Below are 13,271 nucleotides of genomic sequence, written 5' to 3'. Positions count from 1 at the left end.
GGCGGCGGTGCTGACGGGTGCCGCGTACGCGGCCCTCCGGGCGAGCGGCGGCCGCGCGCCCGGCAGCCGGCGGCTCAGCGCCGCGACTCCGGGATCGCGTCCCCGCAAGGGGCGTCGCTGCGCCCGTAATGGTGCGTGGTGAACATGTAGATCACGCCCGCCAGGACGACGACGCCGCCGCACAGCAGCACGATGTAGTTGTCGTACCAGGCGGCCTCGGGCGTGCGGGCCCAGCAGATGTTGACGATGGCGAAGATGCCGTACGCCAGCGCCCCGGCGTTCACCAGCAGCCCCCAGCGGCCGAGCCGGTACTCGCCGCTCGGCTTCCAGCCCTTCAGCCGGGCGCGCAGCGCGGCCAGCACCACCATCTGGAACGAGCCGTAGATGCCCAGGATCGCGAACGACACGATCTTGGTGAGCGCGTCCGCCGACACCAGCGAGCCGAAGGCGATGATCGCCGGGATGACGGCGGCGACGAAGAGCGCCCAGCCCGGCACCGCCCTGGCGTGCGCGAACTTCCGCAGCAGCCGGTGCCCGACGATCATCTGGTCGCGCGCGTACGAGTAGATCAGCCGGCCGGCCGCCGCCTGGAGGCTGATCGTGCAGGAGAGGAAGGAGATGAGGACCACGGCCATCACCAGCCGCGCCCCGACCTCGCCCAGCGCGTCGTACAGCAGGTGCACGACCGGGTCGGTGTCCTTGCCGGAGATCACCGCGCCGTAGTCGGCGACGGAGAGCAGGAGGGACAGGCAGGTGAAGGTGGCCGCCGCGCCGCCCACGTAGATCGTGCGGCGCATCGCCTTCGGAATCACCCGGCCCGGGTGTTCGACCTCCTCGGCGGTGTCCCCGCACGCCTCGAAGCCGTAGTACTGATAGAAGCCGATGATCGCGGCCCCCAGGAAGACCGGCAGATAGCTGCCGTCGCCCTGAGTCTTGTACGTGTCGAAGATGACGCCGAGGTTGTGCGCGCGGTGCGTGCTCAGCAAGTAGATGCCGACGATCAGCGCGCCGATCAGCTCCGCACCGAAGCCGATCACGGCCGCCGCCGAAAGCGCCTTCGTACCGGCGTAGTTGATCAGCACCGCGACGATGATGAGCACCACCGTGCACAGGACGGTGGTGTGGACCGTGGGTCTGAAGCCGATCAGCAGGGCGATGTAGGGGCCCGCGCCGTACGCCACCGAGGTGATCGTGACCAGCAGCGCCCACATGTAGACCCAGCCGGTCATCCACGCCCAGCGCTTGCCCCACAGGTGCCGGGCCCACGGGTAGACCCCGCCGGCGATCGGGAACTGCGCGACCACCTCGCCGAAGACCAGCGCGACCAGGAACTGCCCGCACCCGGCCAGCACGAACGCCCACACCATCGGCGGGCCGCCCTCGCCGAGCGCCGTGGCGAAGAGGGTGTAGGTGCTGACGACGGGGGAGAGGTAGGTGAAGCCCAGCGCGAAGTTCGCCCACGGGCCCATGTCCTTGCGGAACTCCGAGCCGGGGACGGAGCCGTCGCCGCTCTCGCTCCCGCCGCCGTCCGCGCCGTCCGCCGGGGTGTTCGCCGTGGTCATCACCGGCCGCCTCCGCCCCGCAGCAGGTCCGCCGCCCGTTCGGCCGCCAGCAGCACCGTCACCATCGGGTTGATCGTCGGCATCGTCGGGAAGAGGGAGGCGTCCACCACCCGGATGCCGTCCAGGCCGCGCACCCGCAACTGCGGGTCCAGCACGGCCATCGGATCGTCGGCCGCGCCCATCCGGCAGGTGCCCGCCGGATGGTAGACGGTGTGCGCGACCCGCCGCCCGTACTCGGACAGCGCCGCGTCCGAGGTGACGTCGGGGCCCGGCGCCACCTCCCGCTTCAGCCAGTCCCGCAGCGGTGGCGTCGCCGCCACCTCGCGCGCCACCTTCAGCCCGTCCACGATCGTCTTCTCGTCGTGCCCGTCCGGATCGGTGAAGTACTGGAAATCCAGCGCCGGTTTCTCCGCCGGGTCCGCGCTGCGCAGCCACATCCGGCCCACGGACCGGGCGCGCGGCACGTTCGGCGTCATGCACACGCCGTGCCCCACCACCGGATAGCCCAGCCGCTCCGTATTGACGGTGAACGGCACCTGGTAGAAGTGGAACATCAGGTCCGGGCGCGGCCCGCCGTCCGGGTCGCGGCGCAGGAACAGGCCCGCGTCGGAGTCCATCGCCGAGTTCGGCGGCAGCGGCCCGTCCGTCTCCCAGACGATCACCGACTCCGGGTGGTCCAGCAGGTTCTCGCCCACCCCCGGCAGGTTGGCGCGTACCCCGATGCCCAGCTCGCGCAGCCGGTCCGCCGGGCCGATGCCGGAGAGCATCAGCAGCCGCGGCGTGTCGATCGCGCCCGCGCACAGCAGCAGCTCCCGCTCAGCGCGCAGCGTCGCCTCGCGCCCGTCCTTGTCCCGCACCCGCACGCACGTCATCCGGCCGTCCCCGTCCGGCACCACCTCGTGCGCCCAGGTCTCCAGCCGCAGCGTCAGGTTCGGCCGGTCCAGGACGGGGTGCAGATACGCCACCGACGCGGACGACCGCTTGTTGCCCTCCGCCTCGTACGCCAGCGAGAAGAACCCCACCCCGTCGGCGAACGGCCGGGCGTTGAAGTCCTCGACCACCGGCACGCCCAGCGCGGACGCCGCGGCCGTCACGAAGTCCTTCGCGATCGGATTGCGGTCCTGCTCCGCCACCGGGACGATGCGGTTCTGCAGCCGGTCGCGGTACGGCAGTACCGTCGCGGCGTCCCAGCCGGTACAGCCCAGCGCCGCCCACTCGTCCATGTCCTCCGGCAGCGGCAGAAAGCTGATCAGGGTGTTGTGCGAGGAACAGCCGCCGAGCACGCGCGCCCGTGAGTGCAGGATGTGCGAGTTGCCGCGCGGCTGCTCCACGGTCGTGTAGCCGTAGTCGTACTCCGAGTCCAGCAGGTTGATCCAATTGCGCAGCCGCAGGATCTTCTCGTCGCCCACGTCGCTGGGCCCGCCCTCGACCACGCACACCCGGCAGTCGGGATCCTCGGTCAGCCGCGCGGCCAGTACACAGCCCGCCGTGCCGCCGCCCACGATGACGTAGTCGTACGCCGCCTCGTCCGCCATGCCCCGCTCCTCGGTCGCTCCGGTCGCCACGCCCGCGCCTCAGCCCTTGAACCAGCCGGAAGGGGCCGGCCTGAGGTTCTGGTAGATGTGCTTGGCCTCCTGGTACTCGCGCAGCCCCGTCGGCCCCAGCTCCCGCCCGACGCCGGAGTGGCCGAAGCCGCCCCACTCGGCCTGCGGCACGTACGGGTGGAAGTCGTTGATCCAGACCGTGCCGTGCCGCAGCCGCTGCGCCACCCGCTGCGCCCGGCTCGCGTCACTGGTCCACACCGCCCCGGCCAGCCCGTACTTCGTGTCGTTGGCCAGCTCGACGGCCTCCTCCTCGTCCCGGAACCGCTCGACCGTGACCACCGGGCCGAACACCTCCTCCTGCACGATCCGCATCGACCGGTCGCAGTCGGCGTAGATCGTCGGCAGCACGAAGAAGCCGCGGGAGAGCTCGGGGTCGTCCGGGCGGCGCCCGCCGCACACCAGCCGTGCGCCCTCGTCACGAGCGACCTCCAGATAGCTCTCGACCTTCTCGCGGTGCTCCGCGGAGCTGAGCGGCCCGCTCTCGGTCTCCTCCTTCATGCCGTTGCCGAGCCGGATGCGCCGCGCCCGGTCGGCCAGCGCCTCGACGAACCGGTCGTACAGGCCGTCCTGGACGAGCAGCCGCGACCCGGCCGAACACACCTGACCCGAGTGCAGGAAGGCCGCGTCCAGCGCGTAGTCCACCGCCGCGTCGAAGTCGGCGTCCTCGAAGACCACGTTGGGGTTCTTGCCGCCCAGCTCCAGCGCGATGTTCTTCACGTCCGCCGCGGCGCCCGCCATGATCGTGCGGCCGGTGGCCAGCCCGCCCGTGAAGGACACCAGGTCCACGTCCGGGTGCTGCGTCATCGCGGCACCGACCGTCGACCCCGGACCGAGGACCAGGTTCGCCACCCCGGGCGGCGCCCCCGCCTCCTCCAGCAGCCGGAACAGGATGACCGTCGTCAGCGGCGTCGTCTCGCTCGGCTTCAGCACGAAGGTATTGCCCGCCGCGAGCGCGGGGGCCACCTTCCAGGTCGCCTGGAGCAGCGGATAGTTCCACGGCGCGATCAGCGCGCACACGCCGACCGGCTGGTACACCACCCGGCTCAGCACGTCCGGGCCGACGTCCACCACCCGCCCGCCGTCCTTGTCGGCGATCTCGGCGAAGTAGCGGAAGGCGTTCGCGATGTCCTCCACATCGAGCCGCGACTCCGCGATCGTCTTGCCGGTGTCCTGCGTCTCGGTGCGGGCGATGTCCTCCAGGTCGCGCAGCAGCAGCTCGTACACCCGGTGCAGCACGTCGGCGCGGCGCCGGGTCGGGGCGTTCGCCCAATCCCCCTGGTCGAAGGCGCGCCGGGCCGCCCGTACCGCCCGGTCGACGTCCGTACCGTCCGCGTCGTCGACGGTCGTCACCACGGAAGCGTCGAACGGATTGACCACATCACGCCGGCCGCCCGCCGCCGCCTCCGTCCACTCACCGTCGATGTACAGGTCAGCCATCTGCTGGTCTCCTCGCTCCCCGTGTCTTGGGGGCCGTACGCCGGGCCATGGACCCGCACCATCGTCCTGAGTCGACGGCGGCGCGCGGCGGGGCGCACCGAAGGACCCTGCCCAGGGCGGGGAAAGTGACTCGGTCGGGCTAAGCAGGCTCGCGACGGGGAGCGGCGTCCGGCCGAGTACTGGTGAGCCGCCCCCGGCGCGGTGCGCGGGCCGGGCGCCAGGTGGCGACCAGGGCGCCGGCCAGCAGCAGCTCGGCGAGGTCGCCGCCGTAGTACATCAGTTCGGCGCCGCCCCGCACCTGGTCGACCGGCGCGTGCACGCCGATGAGGAACCCGCCGTACAGGAGCTGGGAGAGCGTCGCGTGGAGGGCGACGGCCACGCCCAGGAGGACCAGCCGGGCCGGCACGCCCGGCCGCGCGGGGGCGGGGTCCGGCCCCGCCACGACCCAGGCGAACAGGCAGCCCGAGAGCAGGAAGTGCGCGTGCACCAGCCAGTGCAGCGCGGGGCGCCCGGCGGTCGCGTCGTACAGCGGGGTGCCGTACAGGAGGGCCAGCGAGCCGGTACTCAGCAGCAGCGCGGTCACCGGATGGGCCACCAGTCGCAGCGGGCGGCTGTGCAGCAGGCCGGTCAGCCGCCGGGCGCGGCGGGGCGGCAGCGCCCGCAGCAGCAGCGTCACCGGCGCCCCGAGGACCAGCGCGAGCGGCGCGTACATCCCGATCAGCAGGTGCTGGGCCATGTGACCGCGGAAGTCCGCGTGCGCGAAAGCGCCCAGCGGCGGCAGCAGCGCCCCGGCCACCACCGCACACCCCGTCACGAAACTCGCCGTACGCCACGGGCTCCAGCCTCGCGCGGAGCCGCGCCGGGCGGCCCGGCGGACGAGCAGCAGGTAGCCGACGGCGAGCAGCACCAGCGCGGCCACGGCTGCCGCCGTCGGGAGCGGGCCGCCGGGCAGCGGGTGCGCGCCCGGAGTGTGGTGCTCATGACCACCCATCAGGACACCCGCCCGCGACGGCCGGCGACTGCCTCGTCGGGGGCGAACGCCCGGCCGCCGCGCTGCAGCGCCCAGCCCCCGAGGAGCAGCAGCGCGCCCAGTACCAGGAAGCCGACGTCCCACCAGACCTGGTACGGCCCGCCGTGCACGTGGTGGATGCCGAGGACCTGATGGTCCAGCAGCCCCTCGACGAGGTTGAACAGCCCCCAGCCCGCCAGCACCCAGCCCCACAGCACCCGCGAGCCCCACACCCGCCGCCGGCCGTGCGTGACCCGGGAGTACAGCAGGGCCAGCCCGATGAGCACCGCGAGCCAGCAGACGGTGTGGAAGATGCCGTCCCACACGGTGTTCATCCGCAGCCCGGACACCGTGTGCGGCGAGTAGTACTGCACGCCGATGCGGTCGGTGTTCGTGCTGGTCAGCATGTGGTGCCACTGCAGGAGCTGGTGCAGCAGGATGCCGTCGACGAACCCGCCGAGGCCCACGCCCAGCACGATCCCCGGCAGCCGGATGCTGCGGGGGGACGGGCCGGCCCGTACCTCGTCCGTGGTGGTGGCCATGCGGTCGCTCCTTCCGGTCCGACGCCTCTTCCCCCGGTCCCGGTACCGGTTCCCGCGCGCGGCCGTCCGTCACCCGGCCGCCGGGGAGCGGTCCACCATCCGCAGCACGGCCCGCACCCGCTCCTCGACCGGCGCGCGCTCCAGCTCGATGGGCTCGTAGCCGTACTCCGCGTACGTCTCGACCATCACCCGGCACGTACGCTCCGCCTCCTCCGGGGACTGCTTCCGCTCGGCGTCCGCCGCGTAGATCTCCGGCCAGAAGGGGGCGACGTACACCTGGCGGTGGTAGCGGTACGTCTGCGCGGCGGCATGCACATGGGCCGGTACCGGGAGCCCCTGCAACCGGAGGTAGCCGACGACGTCGGGGAGGCCGCGGTCGAAGAAGACGGGGCCGGGGGACTGCTCGCAGGCGTTCGAGTGGCCCTGTGGCTGCGCCGCGAGCCGGTACGAGCGCAGCTCCCAGCACAGCATCAGCTCGGCGAACAGCTCCGGATCGGCCCAGGGCAGGCCGCGCCCGCCGACGGCGACCTGATCCCGGATCACGCCCCGGCCCGCCTCCTCGGACCGGGCGTACCCGAGCGCCGCCAGCCGGTCGATGAGCGTGCTCTTGCCGGCGCCGGGGCCGCCGGTGAGGACGATGAAGGGGCGGGACATGAGGACTCCCTGTGTGTTCGGGGCGCGTTCGGGGCGCGTTCGTGGTGTGTTCCGAGTGCGTTTCGGGGTGCGGTTCGCGTAGGGTGCGAGCGGAGGTGGATCTTCGTGTCGCACGAGCAGGACGAGCTGTTCGCGGCGGTCGACGCGCTGCTGGAGGAGAGCGCCGCGCTCGACGCGCTGCCGGAGCCCGAGGAGCGCAAACGGCTGCGCGAGGCCGGGGGGATGAGCCAGGGGGACGTCGCCCGTGCCCTGCGGGTGCGCCGCGAGACGGTGACCGCCTGGGAGGCGGGACGGACAGAGCCGCGCCCCCCGAAGCGCGCTGCGTACCTGCGCCTCCTGGAGGGGCTGGCGGCGCGCTATCCGGCACCGGTCGCCGAGCCGGCGCCGGCGCCGACACCCATGGTGCAGCCGGTCGCCGAGACGGTCGTTGAGCCGGTCGCCGAGACGGTCGCGGAAGTACCCGCGCCCGCGTCTCCGGCCCAGGCTCCGAAGCAGACGGTACCCCCCACCCCGCGCCCGGCCGCGCCCCGCCCCCCGAAGCCGTCCGCCGCGCCCGCGCGCCCGGTGTCCGCCGCCCCCGCACGCCGGACGCCGACCGTGCCCGCACGCCCCGCCGCCACCGACGGCCGCTACGCGCACGGTCCCCTCGCCGTCCTCGACGGGGACGGCGCGGCGTACTGCGTCGGCGGGCTGGTCCTGGACTGCCCGGCCGAGGACGTGGCGTCGCTGGCCGCGTGGGCGCTGACCGAGGCGCGGCTCGGCGCCGAGCGGCTGCACCGCCACGGCCGGGACGCCGACCCGCTGCTCGTCCTCACCGCCGCGGCCGCCGAACGCCTCGGCCTCCCCGCCGAGCTGGCGGACCGCCGCGGCCTGCGGCTCCCCGACGACCACCCGGCCGTACGGAAGCTGACCCGCGCCAAGTGGAAGCTGACGCAGCGCGGCTTCGGGCCCTGGGCCCGCGTCTACCGGCCCGTGACGGGCGGCCGCCGCCAGTGCGTCCAGCTCGCGGTCCTCCCGTGGGGCGCCCTCGACGCCCGCTCCTGGGGCCACGCCGACCGGCTCCCGCCCGCGGAACTCGCCGACGCGCTCGGCACGTACGCCACCCGCGTCCTCACCCCGCGCGGCTCCACCGCCGTCTCGGGCCTGGAGCTGATGACCGCGCTGCGCCCGCCGACCCGCGCGGTGAAGGACGAGGCGACCGGCACGTACGTCTCCGGGCCGAACCCCGGCTCGCTCACCACCGCCGTGGATCCCGCGCCCCCCGAGGCCCCCGACGAGCACCCGGTCGTCGCCCAGCTCTACCCGCGCGGCCACCAGCGCACCCCGGACCAGGTCCTCGACGAGGAGGCGTACGACTGGATCCGGGACCCGGAGCTGCTGACCGACGCCGAGTGCGCGCGGCCGTACGCGGTCGGCATCGACGTCAACATGGCGTTCGCCGCGGCCGCCAACCGCCTCACGGTCGGCCTCGGCGAGCCCGTGCACGTCACGGCTCCGGCCTTCGACAAGACGCTGCCCGGCAGCTGGCTCGTCGACCTCTCGGGCCTCGACCTCGACCCGCGGCTGCCCAGCCCGTTCACCCCGCACGGCGCCCGTCCCGAGGGCCCGGCCTGGTACGCCACGCCGACCGTCGCGTACGCCGCGGAGCTCGGCCACCCGGTACGGCCCGCCGAGGCGTACGTGCGGCCCGACCGCGGCGCCTACCTCGACGCCTGGTACACCCGGCTGCGCGACGCCTACCTCGCCACCATGGAGGGCCTCGGCGTCACCACGGGCATGGCGGCGCCCGACTTCCTCGCCGCGATGGCGGCGGCGGAGCAGCACAAGCAGGCCGATCCCGGGCCGGCCGCCGTCCTCTCGGCGGTCAAGGCGACGGTCAAGGGCGGCATCGGCAAGCTGCGCGAGCGCCCGCAGGGCGCCAAGTACCGGCCCGGCGAGCGCTGGCCCGCACTGGAACGGCCGACCTGGCGCCCCGACATCCGCGCCGCGGTCATCTCCGCCGCGCGGGTGAACATGCACCGCAAGATGCTCAAGATGGCGGCCACCGCCGGCCTGTACCCGGTCGCGGTGCTCTCCGACTGCGCCGTCTACCTCTCCGACGGGCCGTCACCGCTGGACTTCCTGCCGTACACGCCCGACGGCAAGCCGGCCCCCGGCACCTTCCGGCTGGGCGTCAGCCCCGGCATGGTCAAGCACGAGGGCACCCAGTCGCTGGTGTGGGCGGTCGAACTGCTCGACCAGGGCCACAACCCCGCCCGGCACATCAAGGGCACCGACGCGGCCGCCGACGGCGAGTAGGAGGAGCACACGATGGGTCTCTTCGGCGACAGCCTGGACGCGGCAGCGCAGGCCACCTTCACCCGGCCGATCCCGAAATCGGCCAAGGCGCAGATGACGTTCCTGGTCAAGCAGGCCAAGGGCTCGACGAGGGCGGTGGCGGAACGGCTCGGCGTCTCGCAGCGGACCGTGGAGCGCTATGTGAAGGGCCAGCTCAAGCGGCCGCGCGCGGAACTCGCCGGGCGGCTGCGGGACGAAGTACGCCGCCACTGGCAGCCGCGCGTGCGCGAGCGGGCCAGGAAGCAGGCGGCGACCACCGGCGGCATCGTCATCGAGACCCGCGCCCGCTTCGGCTTCACCGCCGCGCCCGGCAGCACCGACGACAGCCGGCTGCGGCTGATCACCCAGCAGCTCCCCCCGGCCTACGCCGCCCGGCTCTTCGACGCCCAGGACGCCGGCGCCACCGAGCAGCAGCTCCGCGACATCGCCGCCGAGGGCCTCCAGGAGATCTACTTCAAGGACCGCGGCCGCCGCGCCGACGGCCTCCAGGTCGAATTCACCGACATCGACTACGTCGAGACGGATTACTGACACGTCGGGACCACTCCATACGGACCAGTCCGGCGGGCGGGCCGCGGCCCGGGCAGGTGAGGCTGGGTATCCGATCACCCGCTTCGGAAGGTGCTGTACCCATGCGAGGGCATCAGCGAGACGAGAACGACGACGGCAGCGGTGGAGCGAGCGTCGGTAGGGGCGCCAGTGCCGGTGCCGGTGCCGGTGCAGGCGCTGGGGCCGGGGCTGGAGCCGGGGCCGGGGCCGGTGCGGGCACCGGCGGCAGGGCCGGCGGCGGCCATCACCGGGCGCCCAAAGGCCCGGGGGACCTGCCCAAGCAGTCGTGGATGGCGGTGCTGAAGCGCACCGCCAAGGAGTTCAAGAAGGACAACCTCACCGACCTGGCCGCCGCGCTGACCTACTACGGCGTGCTCGCGATCTTCCCGGCCGCGCTGGCCCTGGTATCGATCCTGGGCCTGATGGGCAGCGGGACGCTCCAGCCGATGATCGACAACGTCGGCAAGTTCGCGCCGGGCGCCGCCCGCGACGTCATCACCAACATGCTCAAACAGATGCAGGGCAGCCAGGGCAAGGCCGGCATCGCCCTGGTCATCGGCATCGTCATCGCCCTGTGGTCGGCCTCCGGCTACATCGCGGCCTTCATGCGCGCCTCGAACGCCGTGTACGACATCGAGGAGGGCCGGCCGGCGTGGAAGATCCTGCCGACCCGCTTCCTCATCACCGTCGTGACCGTCGTCCTCCTCGCGCTCATCACCGTGGCCGTGGTGTTCACCGGCTCGCTGGCCAAGAAGGCGGGGGACGTCATCGGGCTCGGCAGTACCGCGATCACGGTGTGGAACATCGCCAAGTGGCCCGTGATGGTGGTGCTGGTGAGCTTCATCATCGCGCTGCTGTACTGGGCGGCGCCCAACGTCAAGCGCCGGTTCCGCTGGGTCACTCCCGGCAGCCTGCTCGCCGTGCTGCTCTGGCTGGTCGTCTCGGCCCTCTTCGCGCTCTACGTCGCCAACTTCAGCAACTACAACAAGACGTACGGCAGCCTGGCCGGGATCATCATCTTCCTGGTCTGGCTGTGGATCTCCAATCTCGCGATCCTGCTCGGCCTGGAGTTCAACGCCGAAATGGAGCGGAGCCGCGCCCTGGAAGCCGGGCATCCGCGGGACGAGGAGCCGTACGTCGAACCGCGCGACACCCGGAAGCTCTGAGCGAGCCCCCCACTACGCACCCGGCGGAGGACCGCCTCCGCCGCGGTGCGGTGCCGGGCCCGGTCCCTCGCGGAACCGGGCCCGGCGCCGCTTCTCCGGCGGCTGTTCTCCACTCCCTTCTCCCCTTCCGCGCCGTCAGTCCTTCTTCTTGGCGGCCTGCTGAGAGGCGTCCTCACGCTCCGGCTCCTGCTGTTCGGCCGGTTCCCGCCGCCCCGAGCGCCGCAACAGGACGGTCGCGCCGCCGACGGCCAGCGCCACCGGCCACTCCAGCGCCCCGGCGACGGCCAGCGCGCCCAGCCCGCCGTAGTACAGGAGTTCCCTGGCGGGCGGCAGGGGCGGCAGCCAGTCGCCGGCCGTCCGCGCGTTGTTCACCACGTCCCCCGGCGTGAAGTAGGGGACGTGCAGCGGGGCCCGGACGTCGAGAGTGTGCACGCTCAGGCCCTGCTTGCTGCGGTGGATGTGGGTGTCCTCGGTGGTCTCCGGCGGAGCGGTCCGTTTCGCAGCGGTTTTCCGCGTGCTTTCAGCTGTACTGGGCATCCCAACTCCTCGTTTGGCCCGAGTACGGTGTGCTGTGCGTACTCCATTCTCGCGCGTCCGGCGACGCGTCGGGGCATCGGAACGAAGCGGGCGGGCAACGGCTTCGGGGGACCGGATGCCGGGAGGCGGGTGGCGGACGGTGAACGTTCCGGGGATCGGCATCGTGCACACGATGGCGCGCACCGCGGCGAGCGCTCTGGGCTCGTCGGCGCGACCACGTACGAGGATCATCGGCGAACAGGCGCACATCGCCGTGCGCGGACTGCGGGAAGCCGAGGAGGCGACGGCAGCGGCGGTGACCGCCGCCGTCGAACGGCGGCTCGTCGAACTGCCCGCCGTGCGCTGGGCGGCGGTCAACGCCGTGCTCGGGTACGCGGTGGTCGTCCTGGACGGCTCCCCGGAGCTCGTCGAGACGGCACAGGCGCTGACCGAAGCGGTCGAGACGGTGGAGGAGGAGCACGGGCTGACCGGCCCGCTGCCCGAACACCCCTTCGCGCCCGGCGACATTCGGCGCGCCGCGCTCTCCCTCGCCCTGCAGGCGGCGGCCGTACCGGTCGCCACCGCCGTCCGGCTCTCCCGGCGCACCCCGCTGCCGGTCGCGCTCTCCGCACTGGTCACCGTCGTCGACACCCAGCCGGCGCTGCGCCGGAAGGCGACGGCCGTGGTGGGCGCCCGCAACGTGGACGTGGTGCTGGCCGGCCTGAGCGCGCTCGCCCAGGCCGGCGCCGGCGGGCTCCCCGGGCTCGGCGTGGACGCCGTCCGGCACGCCCTGCGGCTCGCCGAGACCGTTGCCCACCGCGACGCCTGGGAGGCCGCGGCGCCGCGCATCGCCGAGACCGAGCGGCACGCCCGCGCCGCCGCGCCGCCCGGCACGCCGCGCGAGGTTCCGCTGCGGGAGGGCCCGGTCGAGCGGTACGCGCGCCGGGCCGGATGGGTCGCCGGTACCGTCTTCGCCGGCACCCTCGCGGTGACCCGCAGGCCGACGCCCGCGGCGAGCGCGACCCTGGCCACCGTGCCCAAACCGCCCTGGGCGGCCCGTGAGGCGTTCGCCGGCACCTTGGGCCGGGGCCTGTCCCTGCGCGGCACCCTCGTCGCCGACCCCGGCGCGCTGCGCCGGCTGGACCGCGTCGGCACCGTCGTACTGGACACCGACGCCCTGCTGACCGGCGGTCACCTGCTGGCCGACCTGGCCCCGCTGGACCCGGAGCGCTCCACCGGCGACCTCGCCGCGACCGCGTACCGGCTCTTCGACGGGAAGCACCCCACGGCGGAGCACGAGGACGACGGCTGGTCGCTGGCGCCGCTGCGGCAGCCGGGACGCGAGGGCGCGAGCGGGGAGGAGGCGGCCGCGGCGGCCCGGCTGCGGGGCGCCGGCGCGCAGCACATCCTGGCGCTGACCCACGACGGGCGTACCTGCGCGCTGATCGCCGTGGTGCCCGAACTGCACGAGGCCGCCGAAGGACTGGTCACCGCGGGCCGCCGGTCCGGGCTCACCGTCCTGGCGGCGGGCGCGCACGCGGACCACGTCGCCCTCTCCGACGCGCACGGCACGGTGCCCGGCGGCGACCGGCTGGCCGCCGCCGTCCGCGACGCGCAACGCGACGGCACGGGCGTGCTGCTGCTCTCCCGGGACCGGGCCGCGCTCGCCGCCGCCGACGTCGGCGTGGGCGTCACCGGCCGGGACGGCGTACTTCCCTGGGGCGCCGACCTGTACGTGGGCGACGATCTCGCGCAGGCGGCGGTGCTGGTCGCGGCGTGCGGCGCCGCCCGGCCCGTCTCGCAGCGCGGCGTACGGCTGGCCCAGGCGGCGGCCGTGGTCGGCGCGGTGGCGACGCTGGCCGGCCGCCGGCGGCGCGGCCTGGCCGCGCGCAGCC

The 13,271-nt window shown here is 73.9% G+C and carries 10 protein-coding genes and 1 pseudogene; 4 read left to right on the top strand and 7 right to left on the bottom strand.

Going from position 1 to position 13,271, the window contains the following annotated elements:
* Window positions 1–74 precede the first annotated feature (74 nt).
* The 6 genes from ABT381_RS31980 to ABT381_RS31955 all read right to left on the bottom strand — a co-directional run bounded on the left by ABT381_RS31980 (window position 75) and on the right by ABT381_RS31955 (window position 6,808).
* The gene (locus ABT381_RS31980) at window positions 75–1,562 is read right to left on the bottom strand and encodes an APC family permease (RefSeq protein ID WP_351600388.1); all 1,488 of its coding nucleotides are present in this window, start codon (window positions 1,560–1,562) and stop codon (window positions 75–77) included.
* On the bottom strand, window positions 1,562–3,097 hold the full coding sequence (locus tag ABT381_RS31975) for a GMC family oxidoreductase (RefSeq protein WP_351600390.1): 1,536 nt from the start codon (window positions 3,095–3,097) through the stop codon (window positions 1,562–1,564). The genes ABT381_RS31980 and ABT381_RS31975 overlap by 1 nt, the downstream gene beginning before the upstream one ends.
* A 39-nt stretch (window positions 3,098–3,136) precedes the next feature.
* A complete protein-coding gene (locus ABT381_RS31970; RefSeq protein WP_351600387.1) occupies window positions 3,137–4,603 on the bottom strand; it encodes an aldehyde dehydrogenase family protein in 1,467 nt (488 codons plus the stop codon).
* 139 nt (window positions 4,604–4,742) lie between these two features.
* Window positions 4,743–5,594, bottom strand: a complete 852-nt coding sequence (locus tag ABT381_RS31965) for a cytochrome c oxidase assembly protein (protein WP_351600386.1) — start codon at window positions 5,592–5,594, stop codon at window positions 4,743–4,745.
* A complete protein-coding gene (locus ABT381_RS31960) occupies window positions 5,594–6,154 on the bottom strand; it encodes a DUF2243 domain-containing protein (protein ID WP_351600384.1) in 561 nt (186 codons plus the stop codon). Before ABT381_RS31960 ends, ABT381_RS31965 begins: the two co-directional genes overlap by 1 nt.
* Window positions 6,155–6,223: 69 nt before the next feature.
* A complete protein-coding gene (locus ABT381_RS31955; RefSeq protein ID WP_351600382.1) occupies window positions 6,224–6,808 on the bottom strand; it encodes an AAA family ATPase in 585 nt (194 codons plus the stop codon).
* A gap of 105 nt (window positions 6,809–6,913) precedes the next feature.
* On the opposite strand from ABT381_RS31955, the gene tap reads away from it, so the two are divergent.
* From tap to ABT381_RS31940, 3 genes are all read left to right on the top strand, one after another.
* Complete coding sequence (gene tap, locus ABT381_RS31950) at window positions 6,914–9,106, top strand: telomere-associated protein Tap (protein ID WP_351600380.1); 2,193 nt, start codon at window positions 6,914–6,916, stop codon at window positions 9,104–9,106.
* Window positions 9,107–9,118: 12 nt separating this feature from the next.
* Window positions 9,119–9,676, top strand: coding sequence for a telomere-protecting terminal protein Tpg (tpg, locus tag ABT381_RS31945; protein WP_351600378.1), 558 nt, complete (start codon window positions 9,119–9,121; stop codon window positions 9,674–9,676).
* 308 nt (window positions 9,677–9,984) lie between these two features.
* A complete protein-coding gene (locus ABT381_RS31940) occupies window positions 9,985–10,860 on the top strand; it encodes a YihY/virulence factor BrkB family protein (RefSeq protein ID WP_351600377.1) in 876 nt (291 codons plus the stop codon).
* A gap of 135 nt (window positions 10,861–10,995) precedes the next feature.
* Here ABT381_RS31940 and ABT381_RS31935 read toward each other — a convergent pair whose 3' ends face one another.
* Window positions 10,996–11,397: a hypothetical protein gene (locus ABT381_RS31935; RefSeq protein WP_351600376.1), complete on the bottom strand. Its 402-nt coding sequence runs from the start codon at window positions 11,395–11,397 to the stop codon at window positions 10,996–10,998.
* A 139-nt stretch (window positions 11,398–11,536) separates the two neighbouring features.
* Between ABT381_RS31935 and ABT381_RS31930 the strand changes: the two are divergent.
* Window positions 11,537–13,271: pseudogene (locus tag ABT381_RS31930) on the top strand (hypothetical protein); the annotation flags it as partial.

This window comes from Streptomyces sp. NPDC000151 (assembly GCF_040301705.1).
Classification (GTDB): domain Bacteria; phylum Actinomycetota; class Actinomycetes; order Streptomycetales; family Streptomycetaceae; genus Streptomyces.
The sequence above is the reverse complement of the archived record's forward strand: the minus strand, read 5'-3'. Positions and strand labels throughout refer to the sequence as shown.